General features: G+C 70.2%; 13 protein-coding genes. 9 read left to right on the plus strand and 4 right to left on the minus strand.

All coding sequences use genetic code 11. From position 1 onward, the window contains the following. Positions 1–71: 71 nt before the first annotated feature. Positions 72–428: a WhiB family transcriptional regulator gene (locus ACFV6V_RS15545; protein ID WP_361280455.1), complete on the minus strand. Its 357-nt coding sequence runs from the start codon at positions 426–428 to the stop codon at positions 72–74. Positions 429–699: 271 nt separating this feature from the next. Beyond that, a complete protein-coding gene (locus ACFV6V_RS15550; protein WP_385564558.1) occupies positions 700–1,395 on the minus strand; it encodes a DUF1707 domain-containing protein in 696 nt (231 codons plus the stop codon). A 194-nt stretch (positions 1,396–1,589) separates the two neighbouring features. On the opposite strand from ACFV6V_RS15550, the gene ACFV6V_RS15555 reads away from it, so the two are divergent. The 4 genes from ACFV6V_RS15555 to ACFV6V_RS15570 all read left to right on the plus strand — a co-directional run bounded on the left by ACFV6V_RS15555 (position 1,590) and on the right by ACFV6V_RS15570 (position 7,997). After that, on the plus strand, positions 1,590–3,272 hold the full coding sequence (locus ACFV6V_RS15555; RefSeq protein ID WP_385564561.1) for a fumarate hydratase: 1,683 nt from the start codon (positions 1,590–1,592) through the stop codon (positions 3,270–3,272). Positions 3,273–3,390: 118 nt separating this feature from the next. After that, positions 3,391–4,815 carry a class II fumarate hydratase gene (locus ACFV6V_RS15560; protein ID WP_385564563.1) on the plus strand — a complete coding sequence of 475 codons (1,425 nt, stop codon included), beginning with the start codon at positions 3,391–3,393 and terminating at the stop codon, positions 4,813–4,815. Between the two features lie 59 nt (positions 4,816–4,874). Beyond that, entirely contained in the window at positions 4,875–5,540 is a 666-nt protein-coding gene (locus ACFV6V_RS15565; RefSeq protein ID WP_385564566.1) for a DUF402 domain-containing protein, read from the plus strand. Positions 5,541–5,954: 414 nt separating this feature from the next. After that, positions 5,955–7,997 (plus strand): SpoIIE family protein phosphatase, encoded by a 2,043-nt coding sequence (locus ACFV6V_RS15570; protein ID WP_385564569.1) that lies wholly within the window; start codon positions 5,955–5,957, stop codon positions 7,995–7,997. 74 nt (positions 7,998–8,071) lie between these two features. On the opposite strand, the gene ACFV6V_RS15575 is transcribed toward ACFV6V_RS15570, so the two are convergent. Further along, positions 8,072–10,432, minus strand: a complete 2,361-nt coding sequence (locus ACFV6V_RS15575) for a transglycosylase domain-containing protein (protein ID WP_385564572.1) — start codon at positions 10,430–10,432, stop codon at positions 8,072–8,074. Between the two features lie 238 nt (positions 10,433–10,670). Between ACFV6V_RS15575 and ACFV6V_RS15580 the strand changes: the two genes are divergently transcribed. From ACFV6V_RS15580 to ACFV6V_RS15600, 5 genes are all read left to right on the plus strand, one after another. Further along, positions 10,671–11,606 (plus strand): SPFH domain-containing protein, encoded by a 936-nt coding sequence (locus ACFV6V_RS15580; protein ID WP_385564575.1) that lies wholly within the window; start codon positions 10,671–10,673, stop codon positions 11,604–11,606. After that, entirely contained in the window at positions 11,552–11,905 is a 354-nt protein-coding gene (locus ACFV6V_RS15585) for a hypothetical protein (protein ID WP_385564578.1), read from the plus strand. The genes ACFV6V_RS15580 and ACFV6V_RS15585 overlap by 55 nt, the downstream gene beginning before the upstream one ends. 136 nt (positions 11,906–12,041) lie before the next feature. Beyond that, positions 12,042–12,566, plus strand: coding sequence for a PadR family transcriptional regulator (locus ACFV6V_RS15590; protein WP_385564581.1), 525 nt, complete (start codon positions 12,042–12,044; stop codon positions 12,564–12,566). Next, entirely contained in the window at positions 12,563–13,249 is a 687-nt protein-coding gene (locus tag ACFV6V_RS15595; protein ID WP_385564584.1) for an ABC transporter ATP-binding protein, read from the plus strand. Before ACFV6V_RS15590 ends, ACFV6V_RS15595 begins: the two co-directional genes overlap by 4 nt. After that, on the plus strand, positions 13,246–15,576 hold the full coding sequence (locus ACFV6V_RS15600) for an FtsX-like permease family protein (RefSeq protein ID WP_385564587.1): 2,331 nt from the start codon (positions 13,246–13,248) through the stop codon (positions 15,574–15,576). Before ACFV6V_RS15595 ends, ACFV6V_RS15600 begins: the two co-directional genes overlap by 4 nt. 28 nt (positions 15,577–15,604) lie before the next feature. Here the strand turns inward: ACFV6V_RS15600 and ACFV6V_RS15605 are convergent, their stop codons facing one another. Continuing rightward, the gene (locus ACFV6V_RS15605) at positions 15,605–16,564 is read right to left on the minus strand and encodes a LysR substrate-binding domain-containing protein (RefSeq protein WP_385564590.1); all 960 of its coding nucleotides are present in this window, start codon (positions 16,562–16,564) and stop codon (positions 15,605–15,607) included. Positions 16,565–16,594 lie beyond the last annotated feature (30 nt).

Genomic DNA, 16,594 nt, shown 5'->3' on the forward strand with positions numbered 1-16,594 from the left:
ACCACGCACAGACGTGGTGGGAGACGCCCCTTCCGCACGCACGGCACGTCAGGCGTCAGCGACCAGCCGGGTCAGGCCACCGAGGAGGCCGGCTTCTTCAGCTCTGTCTCGCGCCGCCTGCGACGGGCCAGCACCACACGGCGCTCGGCCGCGGTGAGTCCGCCCCACACCCCGTACGGCTCGGGCTGGAGCAGCGCGTGTTCGCGGCACTCCACCATGACCGGGCAGCGGGCGCAGACGCGCTTGGCGGCCTCCTCGCGGGAGAGCCGCGCGGCGGTCGGTTCCTTGGAGGGGGCGAAGAACAGCCCGGCTTCGTCCCGGCGGCACACCGCCGCCGTATGCCAGGGCGCGTCCTGATCTTCCCGAGCAGAGGTGCGCTGGGGCGGAACGGCGGCTACCTGCATGGGCTGATGCGGCAGTTGCAGCACGGTCTACTCCTGACGACTGACGACGGCTGGGCTGACGGCTTCGCGAGGGATCGAGCGAACGTCAAGCGATCGAGCGGGAGACGATGCAGCAAGGCCTACCCGCTGTACGCGCGCCTATGCACTGAGTGGCGCCGAGATCCGTGTGCCGCGCCCACGGGCCCTCCGTACCCCGGCCCGCCGGGACACCGGCCACCACCACCGCCCACCGGGACACCGGCAACCACCACCGCCCACCGGGACACCGGCAACCGCCCCAAGCCGGTGCGTGCCGTCAGTGCCCCAGGTGCCCGCGGAGCCTGTCGTGGAGATCGGCCACGCGCTTGCCGCGCTTCGGCTTCGCCTCCACGTTGCCGAACACGGAGTAGCCGTTGATCACGACCACGGGGGCCTGCGGATCGGCGCCCTCCAGCGTGACCACCTCGAAATTGCCGAGGATGCCGGTGCCGCCGCCGCGCAGCGAGATGTTCTCCGGGACACGCACCTCGACATTGCCGAAGATCGATGTCGCGTTGATGACCGTGAGCCGCTGCCCGAACATGGCCTCGGTCAGATCGATCTCGACATTGCCGAAGAGCGCGAAGGCGTTGGTCCGCGCACCCACGCGCCAGCGGCCCTTGCGGGTGGAGCTGGAGAACACCGCGACCAGGTTGTCGACCGGGCCGGCGGGCGCGTCGGGGCCGGAGTCGTACGCCGTCGGCTCGGGTCGGGTCCGCGCCGACGGCAGGTCCCGCACGATCGGTTCGAGTGCACCGACGGTCTTGGCGCGGTAGACCGCGTCGATCCGCTCGGCGTGCTCCTCCGGGTCGAGCCGCCCCTCGGCCAGCGCCTCGCGGAGGATGTCCGCGATCCGGTCGCGGTCGGCGTCGGAGGCACGGATGGCTCCGGCGTCCGCGGTACCGGCCGGAGCGACGGGCGGCCGGGGCTGAACCGGGCCGGAGTCCGCTGATGCACGCTTCTCGAGGTCCACGTGGTCAGCCTAGCGAAACGCGATAGATCGCGACTAGGCCCTGTCCGGGCGATCCCGCTGACGGGCACCTCCGTCACCGGACCCGCCAACTGAGCCTTACCTCACAAGCCCGGGCGACGACGGGCGTCTTACGCTTGTGGGCGCGCGCGCCAACGGAGGCCGCGCCGCAGTCTGCCGAGTGAGGAATGGCCGTCATGCCCAGCCCTGAGTTCCAGTACTCCGATCTGCTCCCGCTGGGAGAGGACGCCACGCCCTACCGCCTGGTGACTGCCGAGGGAGTCTCCACCTTCGAGGCGGACGGGCGTACGTTCCTCAAGGTCGAGCCGGAAGCGCTGCGCAAGCTGGCCGAAGAGGCCGTCCACGACATCCAGCACTATCTGCGCCCGGCGCACCTCGCCCAGCTTCGCAAGATCATCGACGACCCCGAGGCCTCGTCCAACGACAAGTTCGTCGCGCTGGACCTGCTGAAGAACGCGAACATCGCGGCTGCGGGCGTACTCCCCATGTGCCAGGACACCGGCACGGCGATCGTCATGGGCAAGCGCGGACAGAACGTGCTGACGCAGGGGGGCGACGAGGAGGCCCTGTCGCGCGGCATCTTCGACGCGTACACCCGGCTCAATCTGCGTTACTCCCAGATGGCCCCGCTGACGATGTGGGAGGAGAAGAACACCGGCTCGAACCTGCCCGCGCAGATCGAGCTGTACGCGACCGACGGCGGCGCCTACAAGTTCCTCTTCATGGCCAAGGGCGGCGGCTCGGCCAACAAGTCCTTCCTCTACCAGGAGACCAAGGCGGTCCTGAACGAGACCTCCATGATGAAGTTCCTGGAGGAGAAGATCCGCTCACTGGGCACCGCCGCGTGCCCGCCGTACCACCTCGCGATCGTGGTCGGCGGTACGTCGGCCGAGTTCGCCCTGAAGACCGCGAAGTACGCCTCCGCGCACTACCTGGACGAGCTGCCGGACGAGGGCTCGGTGCTGGGCCACGGTTTCCGTGACAAGGAGCTGGAGGAGAAGGTCTTCGAACTGACGCAGAAGATCGGCATCGGCGCGCAGTTCGGCGGCAAGTACTTCTGCCACGACGTGCGCGTGGTGCGCCTGCCGCGGCACGGGGCCTCCTGCCCGGTGGCGATCGCCGTGTCCTGCTCCGCGGACCGCCAGGCCCTCGCGAAGATCACCGCCGAAGGCGTCTTCCTGGAGCAGCTGGAGACGGACCCGGCGCGCTTCCTTCCGGAGACCACGGACGAGCACCTCAGCGACTCCGCCGAGTCCGGAGACGTGGTCAGGGTCGACCTGAACCAGCCGATGGACGAGATCCTCGCCGAGCTGGCGAAGTACCCGGTCAAGACCCGGCTCTCGCTGACCGGCCCGCTGGTCGTGGCGCGCGACATCGCGCACGCCAAGATCAAGGAGCGACTGGACGCGGGCGAGGAGATGCCGCAGTACCTCAAGGACCACCCGGTCTACTACGCGGGCCCGGCCAAGACCCCCGAGGGTTACGCGTCCGGCTCCTTCGGCCCGACGACCGCGGGCCGCATGGACTCGTATGTCGAGCAGTTCCAGGCGGCGGGCGGCTCCAAGGTCATGCTGGCCAAGGGCAACCGCAGCAAGCAGGTCACGGACGCGTGCGCGGCGCACGGCGGCTTCTACCTGGGTTCGATCGGCGGCCCGGCGGCCCGGCTCGCCCAGGACTGCATCAAGAAGGTCGAGGTCGTCGAGTACGAGGAGCTCGGCATGGAGGCCGTCTGGAAGATCGAGGTCGAGGACTTCCCCGCGTTCATCGTGGTGGATGACAAGGGCAACGACTTCTTCCAGAACCCGGCACCCGCGCCGACCTTCACCAGCATTCCGGTGCGGGGCCCCGGTCTGGGCTGAGCTCCGGCGACGGGCCGGGCCCTGAGCTCCGGACTTCTGAGTTCCGGCTGAGCACTTGCCGGGAAACGGGGAATACACCCGGTCCCGGCAAGTGCTCAGCCTTTCAGGAGGTTTGGAGATGTCTGACACCCGCAAGACCGCAGGCGACGCCCCGGACGACCAGGGCTACCGGATCGAGCACGACTCCATGGGCGAGGTGAAGGTCCCCGCGCACGCGAAGTGGCGGGCGCAGACCCAGCGGGCGGTGGAGAACTTCCCGGTCTCGGGGCAGCGTCTCGAGCGGGCCCATATCGAGGCCCTCGCCCGTATCAAGGCCGCCGCGGCCAAGGTCAACGCGGAGCTCGGGGTGCTCGACAAGGACATCGCCGAGGCCATCCAGGACGCGGCGGCGGAGGTCGCCGAGGGGCGCTGGGACGAGCACTTCCCGGTCGATGTCTTCCAGACGGGCTCGGGCACCTCCTCCAACATGAACACCAACGAGGTCCTGGCCACGCTGGCCGGTGAGCGCCTCGGACGCCCCGTTCACCCGAATGACCACGTCAATGCCTCGCAGTCGTCCAACGACGTCTTTCCCTCCTCCATCCACATCGCCGCCACAGCCGCGGTGACCCGGGACCTCATCCCGGCTCTGGAACACCTCGCCACGTCGCTGGAGCGCAAGGCCGCCGCGTTCTCGGGGGTCGTCAAGTCCGGGCGCACCCATCTGATGGACGCGACGCCCGTCACCCTCGGTCAGGAGTTCGGGGGCTACGCCGCCCAGATCCGCTACGGTGCCGAGCGCCTGCGGGCCTCGCTGCCCCGGCTGGCCGAGCTGCCACTCGGCGGTACGGCGGTGGGAACCGGGATCAACACCCCCGTCGGCTTCTCCGCGGCCGTCATCGCCGAGGTCGCGCGGTCGACCGGGCTGCCGCTGACCGAGGCCCGTGACCACTTCGAGGCCCAGGGCGCCCGGGACGGCCTGGTGGAGACCTCGGGACAGCTCCGTACCATCGCCGTCTCCCTCACCAAGATCGCCAACGATCTGCGCTGGATGGCGAGCGGTCCCCGCACCGGACTCGCCGAGATCGCGCTGCCCGACCTCCAGCCGGGCTCCTCGATCATGCCGGGCAAGGTCAATCCGGTGGTCCCCGAGGCGGTGCTGATGGTGGCGGCCCAGGTGATGGGCAATGACGCGACCGTCGCCATCGCGGGAGCGGCGGGGAACTTCGAGCTGAACGTGATGCTGCCGGTGATCGCCAGGAACGTACTGGAGTCCGTACGGCTGCTGGCGAACTCCACCAGGCTGCTGGCCGACCGCACCGTCGACGGCATCACCGCCGACGAGGAACGAGCCCGGGAGTACGCCGAGTCCTCGCCGTCCGTCGTCACTCCGCTGAACAAGTACATCGGCTACGAGGAGGCTGCGAAGGTCGCCAAGAAGTCCCTCGCCGAGCGGAAGACGATCCGTCAGGTGGTGCTGGAGTCCGGGTACGTGGAGCGCGGAGATCTGACACTGGAGCAGCTGGACGAGGCGCTGGACGTGCTGCGGATGACGCATCCCTGACGTGAAGGCCCGTGACCTGCACCGCAGCGCGCCCCGCACCGTACCCCTAAGATCTGCGCATGACAGGTACGGCAGACTTCCCGCACTGGGCGCCCGGGGACCACATCCTCTGGCGCTACCGCGGCAATTCCTCCGGCGACGTCCACATCTGCCGCCCCGTGACCGTGGTCGAGCACACCGACGAGCTGCTGGCCGTGTGGATGGCGCCGGACACCGAGTGCGTACGGCCTGTGCTCAGCGACGGCAGTCCGGTGCACCAGGAGCCGCTCGCCACCCGCTACACCGCGCCCCGCACCACGGCCCGGGCGCGCTGGTCCGGTATGGGGGTGCTGAAGCTGGCCAGGCCGCACGAGCCCTGGTCGGTCTGGCTGTTCTGGGACAGCGACTGGCGGTTCAAGAACTGGTACGTGAACCTCGAGGAGCCGCGCACCCGGTGGGCCGGCGGGGTCGACTCGGAGGACCACTTCCTCGATATCGCGGTGCGCCCGGACCGGAGCTGGCACTGGCTCGACGAGGACGAGTTCGCGCAGGCGCAGCAGGCCGGGCTGATGGACGCCCGGCAGGCACTGCGGGTGCGGGCGGCCGGGCAGTCGGCCGTCGAGGTGATCCGTTCATGGGGTCCGCCGTTCTCGGACGGCTGGGAGGACTGGCGGCCCGATCCGGGGTGGGCAGTTCCCGAGCTGCCCGCCGACTGGAATCACACTCCGGAGTACAGGTCGGCATGACGACGTCGTGAGACCCTTGATGCGCCCCCGGGGTTCAAACGTAGGATCGTCCTCCGCAAGGTCACATCGCCACACGCATTGCAGGGAATCGCACAGCGATCGCACAACGAACCGGAACGACGACGGCACGACGAATCGGCAACGACTCAGCACCGCACTGGAACTGACCGCAAGTCATCACGAGGGGGAGCAGACCGTGCTTGATGTGGGCCCGGATCTCCCCCATTTTGTCGAGGCCCCGCCCGGAGTGGGTATGGGGTATAGCGAAGGCCCTGGGACGTTGCCACCCCGGGCCATGGGGACACCCACAGCGGCACCCGAGATGCCACGGTCCGGCTACCTGACGTGTCCGGCACGATCCGGAAGACCGGCCCTGCCCTCGTACCACCGGCCCGGACGGACGGAATCCCACGCGTGACGGAGCATCCCACCTCCCATGAAGGCCGGCAGCCCTTCGCTGCCCGGCCTCAGGAGCGCACCCGGCCACGGCATGAGGCGGGGGCGCACGCCGCCACGCCGTCGGGCGGGAGCGTGCCCGCCCAGTCGCCGGTACAGGCCGCCTCCCAGAACCCGGCCACCCCCACGAACCCGGCCGCCTCGGCGCCCCAGAGCCCCTCCACGGCGCCGCCCGCGGCCTCCGTCCCGGCCCCGCTCGCACCGGGCCCGAGCGGACCGAGCGGCAAGGCGGGCTCCCCGGGGCCGTCAGGCGCATCGGGCCCGCCGCAGGACCCGGCCGGTGTCGCCCGGCGCGAGGGGGACCGGCTGCGTTTCGTGGGCGCCGCGACCCGGCGTATCGCGCGCGGTATCGACCTGGACGAGATCGTGCTCGGGTTGTGCCGGGCCACCGTGCCGACGTTCTCGGACGCGATCCTGGTCTATCTGCGCGACCCGCTGCCGGTCGGCGACGAGCGGCCGGTCTCGCCGTTCGTGCTGCGGCTGCGCCGCACCGACCGGCTGCGTTTAACAGAAGAGGACACCGAGAACGCGCTGGCCACCAACGCCGTCCAGGTGCCGGTGCTCAATCCGCAGGCGGATCTGCCCGCGGCCGAGTTGTGCGAGGTGCAGGCCGGCGGGGCGCTCGCCGAGGTGCTGCGGGGCGTACGGCCCGTCTTCGGGGACTCCGCGGCGGCCCGCGCCGCCCTGCCGGAGCTGCTCGGCGACGGCAAGACCCTGCCGACCGGCCATCGCGCGATCCTCGCCCCGCTGCGCGGCAGGCGCCGGGTCACCGGCGCGGCGATCTTCCTGCGCAGGCCCGACCGGCCGGCCTTCGAACCGAACGACCTCCTGGTGGCCGCCCAGCTGGCCACCCACACCGCGCTCGGCATCGACAAGGCGGTGCTGTACGGCCGTGAGGCGTACATCGCCGACGAACTCCAGCGCACCATGCTCCCCGAGGGATTGCCCCAGCCCACCGGTGTGCGCCTCGCGTCCCGTTATCTCCCGGCGGCCGAGACCGCCCGGGTCGGCGGTGACTGGTACGACGCGATCCCGCTGCCGGGGAGCCGGGTGGCGCTGGTCGTCGGGGACGTGATGGGCCACTCGATGACCTCGGCAGCGATCATGGGCCAGCTCCGCACCACGGCCCAGACCCTCGCGGGTCTCGACCTGCCGCCGCAGGAGGTGCTGCACCACCTGGACGAGCAGGCCCAGCGGCTGGGCACCGACCGCATGGCGACCTGTCTGTACGCGGTGTACGACCCGGTCTCGCACCGGATCACCATCGCGAACGCGGGCCATCCGCCGCCGATACTTCTGCACCTCGGCGGCCGGGCCGAGGTCCTTCGGGTGCCTCCGGGAGCCCCGATCGGCGTCGGCGGGGTCGACTTCGAGGCCGTCGAGCTGGACGCGCCTGCCGGAGCCACGCTGCTGCTCTACACGGACGGGCTGGTCGAGTCGCGGCTGCGGGACGTGTGGACCGGGATCGAACAGCTCAGGGAGCGGCTGGCCGCGACCGCCCAGCTCACCGGTCCGGACCACTCCCCGCCGCTCGAGGCGCTCTGCGACGACGTACTGGACGTGCTCGGTCCCGGCGACCGCGACGACGACATCGCCCTGCTCGCGGCCCGCTTCGACGGGATCGCGCCGAGCGATGTCGCCTACTGGTACCTGGAGCCGGAGGAGCAGGCTCCCGGCCGGGCCCGCAGGCTCGCCCGCAGGGCACTGGCCCGGTGGGATCTGGAGGAGCTGTCCGACTCCGTGGAGCTGCTGGTCAGCGAGGTGGTCACCAATGCCGTGCGCTATGCGGAGCGGCCGGTGACCCTGCGGCTGCTGCGTACGGATGTGCTGCGCTGCGAAGTGGGCGACGACTCGCCTCAGTTGCCCCGGCAGCGGCGGGCGCGCGACACGGACGAGGGCGGCCGTGGGCTGTTCCTGGTGAACCGGCTGGCCAGACGGTGGGGGGCGACGCGGCTGTCGACCGGCAAGGTGGTGTGGTTCGAGCTGGCGACACGCGGCTGACGGGCAGCAGTACGTGAGCGGGGCCAGGCGCCGATGCGCCTGGCCCCGCTCGCGTGCTCGGCCCTGACCGTCTGCTATCCCGTCGTCGGCGGCTTGCGGCCACCGGACGCACCGGTCGTCACCCCGTCGCTGGTCCCGCCGTCGTCGGTGCCGCCGTTGTCGGTGCCACCGTCGTCCGTACCACCGTTGTCGGTCCCGCCGTCATCGGTGCCGCCGTTGTCGGTGCCACCGTTGTCGGTGCCGCCGTTGTCGGTGCCACCGTCGTCCGTACCACCGTTGTCGGTCCCGCCGTCGTCCGTACCGGCGTTGTCACCCGGCTTGTCGGGGTCGTCGCTCGGACGGTCCCGGTCGGGCTTCTCGTCCTTGTCCTTGTCCTTGTCCTTCTTTTTGTCCTTGTCCTTTTCCTTGTCGTCCTTGTCGCTCGGCGAGCCGGACGGCTCGGGCTCATCGACGACGAGGTCGGGGACGTCAAGGTCGAACTGCTCGTCGGAGCCACCGCCGAGAGCGTCGGTCGTGTACCGCTGCCAGACCAGGGCCGGTACGCCACCACCGTTGGCGCGGCCCTCGTTGACGGTGTCGGTCAGCGTGACCTGTCCGGTGCCATCGGGCTTCTCGCCGAAGAGTCCGACCGCGGTGACCAGTTCGGGTGTGTAGCCCACGAACCACGCCGACTTGTTGTTCTCCGAGGTACCGGTCTTGCCCGCGGCCGCGTAGTCGCCCTGGGCGTTGCGGCCCGAGCCGTTCCTGACCACGCCGGTCATCACCTTGGTGACGCTGTCGGCGGCCTCACGACTCAGCACCCGGTCCCCGACCCCGTCCTGGATCTGGACCTTCCCGTCCGGCAAGTCCTTGTGTGCCGCGGCCTTCACGATCGACGGCGTGACCTTCTTGCCATGGCTGTCGAAGCTCGCGTAGACCCCGGCCATGTCCCAGGTGGAGGCGCCCATCGTGCCGAGCGACATCGCGGGCTGCTCGGGCCAGCCGTCGCCGTCCTGCATCCCCAGAGCGAGCGCGGTGTCCTTCGCCTTCGACGGAGTGACGTCCACGATCATCTGGGCGTAGACCGAGTTGACCGAGTCGTTGGTGGCTTTCTGGACGGTGATGCGGCCGTAGTCCTCGTCGTCCTCGTTCTCGGGCGCGAAGGGGACGTCGCTGCCCTCGACGGGCCGCTTGCTGGTGCCGTCGTAGCGGGTCTTCAGCGTGATCTTCTCGCCGTCCTGGGTCTCGGCCCCGTTCTCCAGCGCGGAGGCGAGCACCACGGGCTTGAAGGTGGACGCGGGCTGGTAGTCACGCCGGGTGGCGTTGGACAGCCAGTGCTCGGTGGCACCGATTCCGCCGTACATCGCCACGACATGACCGGTCTTCGGGTCGACGGAGGTCGCTCCGGCCTGCACGGTCGCGTCGCGCTTGTCGCCCTTGCGGTCGAGCTTGGACTCCAGCTCCTTCTGGACGGCCTTCTTGAGGGCTTCCTGCTTCTTCCGGTCGATGTTGAGCGTGATGGTCCAGCCGCCGGCCTCGATCTGCTCCGGGGTGACCTCGTAGCGCTTCTCCAGCTCGGCCTTGGCCGCCGCGACGAGATAGCCGGTCTGGCCTTCCATTCCGGGCGCGGCCTTGGTCTTCTGGGGTTCGGGGAACTTCAGGCCGGCGCGCTGGGAAGCGTCGAGCCAGTCCATCTCGACCATGTTGTTCAGCACGTAGTTCCAGCGTTCCTGCACCAGCTTCTTGGACCTCGGGGAGGCGACCTCCCAGTCGTACTGGCTGGGCGCCTGGAGCAGCGCGGCGAGATACGCGGCCTGGGCGACGTTCAGCTTCTCGGCGTCGACCCGGTAGTAGGCCTGGGCGGCGGCCTGGATGCCGTAGGCGTTGCGACCGTAGTAGCTGGTGTTGATGTACCCGGCGAGGATCTCGTCCTTGCCGCTCTCCTGGTCCACCTTGAGGGCGATCACCAGTTCCTTGAGCTTGCGGGTGACCGTCTGGTCCTGGTTGAGGTAGTAGTTCTTGACGTACTGCTGGGTGATGGTCGAACCACCCTGCTTGCCCTTGCCGGTGACGGTGTTGAACACGCCTCGGGCGGTGCCCTTCAGGTCGACGCCTGAGTCGTCGTAGAAGGTCTTGTTCTCGGCGGCGACGAAGGTGTGCTGCACCTCCTTGGTGAGCTTGTTCAAGGGGATGATCTCGCGGTTGACCTTGCCCGTACGGGCGAGGATCTTGCCGTCGCTGTACTTGTAGACGTTGCTCTGGAGATAGGCCTGCTCGTTCGGGTTGGGCACCGGGACCAGCCAGTAGATGACGAAGAACGCCCCCATCACGGCGAGGCAGAGACCGAGGAACGTCCCGAGGACCTTCCTCCAGGTGAAGAAGCGGCGTATGCCCGCCTTCTTCGTGCTCCGGCGCGCCCCGCGCTGCCGGGCTCGTCGCGCATCCGCTCGGCCCATGGCCCCGTTGCTCCGCTCTTCTTCGTCGTCAAGGTCGTCTGGAAAATCAGCTCAGAAAGCTAGCACCGCTCCTCATGACAAAGAGCACGTCATCCGGTCTTTTCCGGACGTGAGAATCAGCACCCGCCTCAATGGAACCGACTCACAACTGGTGCGCAGGGTTGCTGCATCCGATAATGTGTAATCACATTGATAGCGACACCGGGCGCCCTCGCGACCGGGGAAACGGGGGACGGACATGCCCGCGACCAGCACATCTCTGCCGACGGACGCACCCGAGATGCCCGAGCCGCGGGTACGGGAGTTCACGGCGCACAGCATCGGCGGCGGACTCGCGCTGCTGCTCGGACTCGTCGGCCTGGCGCTAGGGGTCGGGCTGATCGCCACGGGCGCCACGGCCGCCGGGGGTGGCGCGAAGGCGGCGATCATCGCGCTCGGGGTGCTTGTCGTCATCGCGTCCTTCCTCGCCATGGCGGGGCTGAACATGGTGGCGCCCGGCGAGGCCCGGGTGGTGCAGCTCTTCGGGCGCTACCGCGGCACGATCCGCACGGACGGGCTTCGCTGGGTGAACCCGCTGACCTCGCGGGAGAAGATCTCCACCCGGGTCCGCAACCACGAGACCGCGGTCCTCAAGGTCAACGACGCCTACGGCAATCCGATCGAGCTCGCCGCGGTGGTGGTCTGGAAGGTCGAGGACACCGCGCAGGCGCTGTTCGAGGTGGACGACTTCCTGGAGTTCGTCTCCACCCAGACCGAGGCGGCCGTGCGGCATATCGCCATCGAGTACCCGTACGACGCACACGACGAGGACGGCCTCTCGCTGCGCGGGAACGCGGAGGAGATCACCGAGAAGCTCGCGGTCGAACTGCGCGCGCGGGTCGAGGCGGCGGGCGTACGGATCATCGAGTCCCGCTTCACGCACCTCGCGTACGCCCCCGAGATCGCCTCCGCGATGCTCCAGCGCCAGCAGGCCGGGGCCGTGGTCGCGGCCCGCCGGCAGATCGTGGACGGCGCGGTCGGCATGGTGGAGGCGGCCCTGGCCCGGATCGGCGAGGAGGGCTTCGTCCAGCTGGACGAGGAGCGCAAGGCGGCCATGGTGTCGAATCTGATGGTGGTGCTGTGCGGGGACCGCGCCGCGCAGCCCGTCCTCAACACGGGCAGCCTGTACCAGTGACCGATCGCAGGTCGGACCGCGACCAGCCGGAACGCGGCGGACCCGGACCCGCGGAAGCCGAACGGGGGAAGCCCGCGCGCGGCAGGCCGGAGCGCAAGCAGGTGCTGCTGCGGCTCGACCCGGTGGTCTACGAGGCGCTGGCCCGGTGGGCCTCCGACGAACTGCGCAGCGCCAACGCGCAGATCGAGTTCCTGCTGCGGCGGGCACTGTCGGAGACGGGGCGCCTGCCGGGCGGGGTCCGGCCGATCCCCCCGCGGGGGCGTCCACCGAAGTCCCGCCCGGAGTCCGAGCCGTCCTGAAGCGCCCCCGCAGGCTCGTGGAGCGCCGGTTCTGAATCGTGACAATCAAGCCTGACCTGCGGAGAAGACAGGCCGAATAGCGGCTCTACACACCGCGTATACATGGCGTGTATACGTGGTGTGTAGAGTCGTCGGCATGTCCATCGGTCACACCCTCCTCGGGCTCCTGGAGTCCGGCCCACGCCACGGTTACGACCTCAAGCGCACCTTCGACGAGAAGTTCGGTCACGACCGGCCCCTGCACTACGGGCAGGTCTACTCGACGATGTCGCGCCTGCTGAAGAACGGCCTCGTCGAGGTCGACGGCATCGAGGCCGGCGGCGGCCCCGAGCGCAAGCGCTACGCGATCACCGAGGCGGGCATCACCGATGTCGGTCGCTGGCTCGCGTCGCCCGAGAAGCCGGAGCCGTATCTCCAGTCGACCCTCTACACCAAGGTCGTCCTCGCGCTGCTCACCGGCCGCAGCGCGGCCGAGCTGCTGGACTCCCAGCGCTCGGAGCATCTGCGGCTGATGCGCATACTCACCGACCGCAAGCGCCGGGGCGACCTCGCCGACCAGCTCATCTGCGATCACGCACTCTTCCACCTCGAGGCCGATCTGCGCTGGCTTGAGCTGACCAGCGCACGTCTCGACCAGCTCGCGAAGGCGGTCACCGCATGACCCCCGCCGGTTCTCTCCTCGTCGCCGACGGCCTGCGCAAGGCGTACGGGCCCACGCACGCGCTCGACGGCGCGGACTTCTCCATCCACCCCGGCGAGGTCGTCGCCGTGATGGGCCCGTCGGGCTCGGGAAAGTCGACCCTGCTGCACTGCCTGGCGGGGATCGTCACCCCCGACGAGGGCACCATCACCTACAACGGCCGTGAGCTGTCCGCGATGAACGACGCGCGGCGCAGCGCGCTGCGCCGCGGCGAGTTCGGCTTCGTCTTCCAGTTCGGGCAGTTGGTGCCCGAACTGACCTGTGTCGAGAACGTGGCGCTTCCGCTGCGGCTGAACGGCACCCGGCGCAAGGACGCCGAACGCACCGCGCTCGAGTGGATGGAGCGCGTCGAGGTCGCCGAGCTGGCGGCCAAGCGCCCCGGGGAGGTCTCGGGCGGCCAGGGCCAGCGCGTCGCCGTGGCCCGCTCACTCGTCACCAGCCCGCGGGTGCTCTTCGCGGACGAGCCGACCGGAGCGCTCGACTCCCTCAACGGCGAGCGGGTGATGCAACTCCTCACGGACGCGGCCCGGTCCACCAGCGCCGCGGTCGTGCTCGTCACCCACGAGGCGCGGGTCGCCGCCTACTCCGACCGCGAGATCGTCGTACGCGACGGCAAGTCACGGGACATGGAGCGGGCCATATGACCGCACGGATCTGGATCCGCGACCTGCTCATGGGAGCGAGGTTCGCGGTCAGCGGCGGCCGGGAAGGCTGGACCCGCACCCTGCTCACCGGTGTCGGCGTGGGCCTCGGTGCGGCGCTCCTGCTGGTCACCGCCTCGATCCCGAACGCGATGGCGGCGCGGGACGCGCGCACCGACGCCCGGAGCGACGCGACCGCGCCCACCGCAGAAGCGCCCGGGCGGGACACCCTGCTCATCGCCGAGGCCGACACCCGCTTCCACGACGACGAGGTCTACGGCAGGCTCCTCAAGCCGGAGGGACCGGACGCGCCCCTCCCACCCGGGCTGCGGGAGTTCCCCGGGGACGGCGAGATGGCCGTATCCCCCGCGCTCAACGCCCTGCTGAAGTCGAAGGACGGCGCACTGCTGCGTGAGCGGCTGGACCAGCGGATCACCTCCGTCATCGGGGACGAGGGCCTGGTCGGTCCCGGCGAGCTCATCTACTACGCGGGCGACGGCACCCTGAAGCCGGTGGACGGGAAGGTGCCCAGGGTCACCGGATTCGACAACTCCGCACAACCGGAGGCGCTGGACCCGATCCTCACCCTGCTCGTCCTGCTGGTCTTCGTCGCCCTGCTGATGCCGGTCGCCGTGTTCATCGCCGCCGCCGTGCGCTTCGGTGGTGAGCGTCGCGACCGCCGCCTCGCCGCGCTGCGGCTGGTCGGTGCGGACGCCCGGATGACCCACCGGATCGCGGCGGGTGAGGCTCTCGCGGGGTCCCTCGTCGGTCTGGTGCTGGGCGCCGGCTTCTTCGCCGCGGCCCGCCAGTCGGCGGCCGGGATCGACTGGTACCAGGTGAGCGTCTTCCCCTCGGACATCACCCCCGCGCCCTGGCTGGCGGCGCTGGTCGCCCTCGCCGTACCCGCGGCGGCCGTCATGGTGACCCTGTTCGCCCTGCGCAGTGTGGTGATCGAACCCCTGGGCGTGGTCCGTACGGCGAAGCCACCGCGACGGCGGATCGTGCTCCGGCTGGTGCCACCGGTCGCCGGCCTCGCCCTGCTGTACCCGATGGTCGGACAGGGCAACGAAAGCGGCGAGTTCAGCCAGTGGCAGGTCATCGGCGGAGTGGTGCTGCTGCTGTTCGGCATCACCGCGCTGCTGCCGTGGCTGGTCGAAACGGTCGTCACCCGGCTCGGCGGCGCCGGCTCCGTGTCCTGGCAACTGGCCGTGCGGCGCCTCCAGCTGAACAGCGGATCCGCAGCCCGGCTGGTGAACGGGATCGGCGTCGCCGTCGCCGGGGCGATCGCGCTCCAGATGGTGTTCGCCGGCGTGGAGAGCTCGTACACCAGGATCACCGGCGCCGACCCGAACCGTGCGGCGATCGACGTGCTGGTTCCGTCCTCAACCGGGGCCGCCGCCCGCAGCGATGTCCTCGCCGAGCGGATCGGGCAGACCAAGGGGGTCGCCAAGGCGACCTCGCTCCTCATGTCCGATGCCGCGCTCACCCCGAAGAACCCTGAACGGTCCGTCACCCTGACCGTCGGCAGCTGCCCGGCACTGCGCGAGCTCGCGACCCTCCCGTCCTGCGAGGACGGTGACACCTTCGTCCTGACGGGCGGCCTCGTTCCGGAGGACGACGCCCTCTCCTGGCCCGGCAAGAAGCTCTACACGGGGCGCATCTACGGTGACGAAGGGACCAGCCCGATCGCCTGGACGCTGCCCGCGTCCACGAAGAAGGTCGCGAGCCGCAAGGACCCGACCGGCGTCAAGCGCAGCGGCATCCTGGCCACGACCGGCGCGGCGCCCCGTGGCCTGACCTCGGACGAGTTCGCGACCATCTACGTCCAGCTGGACAGGTCGGTGCCGGACGCCATCGAGCACGCGCGTACGGCCATCCTCAAGGCCGATCCGATGATGACGCCGTTCCACGTCGAGACCAGCGTGCAGGCCAACCGCTTCGCGTCGATCCGTACCGGGCTCTTCGTCGGGGCCGCGTGCGTCCTGCTGCTGATCGGCGCGAGCCTGCTGGTCTCCCAGCTTGAGCAGCTGCGCGAACGCAAGAAGCTGCTGGCGGCGCTGCTCGCCTTCGGGACCCGGCGCTCCACGCTGAGCCTGTCCGTGCTGTGGCAGACGGCCGTTCCGGTCATGCTCGGTCTGCTCCTGTCCACGACCGTGGGCGTGGCTCTCGGGGCGGTGCTGCTGAAGATGGTCGCGGTGCCGGTCGCGATCGACTGGGCGACGGTCGCGACGATGACGGGGCTCGGCGCCGGGGTCGTGCTGCTGGTGACGCTGCTCAGCCTGCCGCCGCTGCTGCGGATGATGCGGCCGGAGGGGCTGCGCACGGAGTGAGCACCGGGTGGGCCAGGTGCTCTCCGGCTCAGTCGCCGTCGGGTACGACCCGCACCGGGAGGTCCGCGAGGGCCTCCCGGAGCGCGACGGCGAATTCCTCGAACTCGCCCTGGCGGGCCGCTCCCGAGCGCATCGCCAGGGCGATCGTGCGGGTGGGTGCGGGGTCGGCGAAGTACCCCGTGACCAGGCGGTCGTTGCGGCCGGTCTCCACCTGGAGGGCGGTGCGCGGCAGCAGCGTCACACCGAGACCTCCCGCGACCAGCTGGACCAGCGTGGACAGCCCCGCCGCGGTGGTGGTGACCGGGGCGCTCTCCACCCGTCCGGCCTCACGGCAGATGTCGAGTGCCTGGTCGCGCAGGCAGTGCCCCTCGTCGAGCAGCAGCAGCGGCAGCTCCCGCAGCGCCTCGCGCGGGATGTCCGCGCGACCGCCGAGCCAGTGCTCCTGTGGCGTGACCAGCACGAAGTCCTCGTCGAACAACGGGATCTCGGTGACCCCCGCCACCCCGAGCGGCACAGCGAGCAACAGCAGATCGAGTCGTCCCGCCCCGAGCCCTTCCAGCAGCGACGAGGTCTGTTCCTCGTGCACCTGGAGGTCGAGCGCCGGATACCGCTCGCGCACCAGCCGCAGCACCGCCGGCAGCAGATACGGCGCCACCGTCGGTATCACCCCCAGCCGCAGCACCCCGGTGAACGGCGCCCGTACGGCCTCGGCCTCCTCCAGCAGCTCACCCACCGCGGCGAGCACCGCCTTGGCCCGCACCGCCAGCCGCTCCCCGGCCGGGGACAGCAGCACCTTCCGGGTCGTACGCTCCAGCAGCCGCACCCCGAGCGCCTCTTCCAGCGCCGACACGGCACCGGACAGCGCGGGCTGACTCATCCCGATCGCGGCGGCGGCGTCCCGGAAGTGGAGATGCTCGGCCACTGCGGCGAAGGCCCGAAGCTGCGCGAGACTGGGCTGTTTGCCCCGACCCACCCCGTGTACCACCACTTCACCACCCCGCCACTGATAAGCAACCCC

The organism is Streptomyces sp. NPDC059828 (genome assembly GCF_042731955.1).
Lineage (GTDB): Bacteria > Actinomycetota > Actinomycetes > Streptomycetales > Streptomycetaceae > Streptomyces.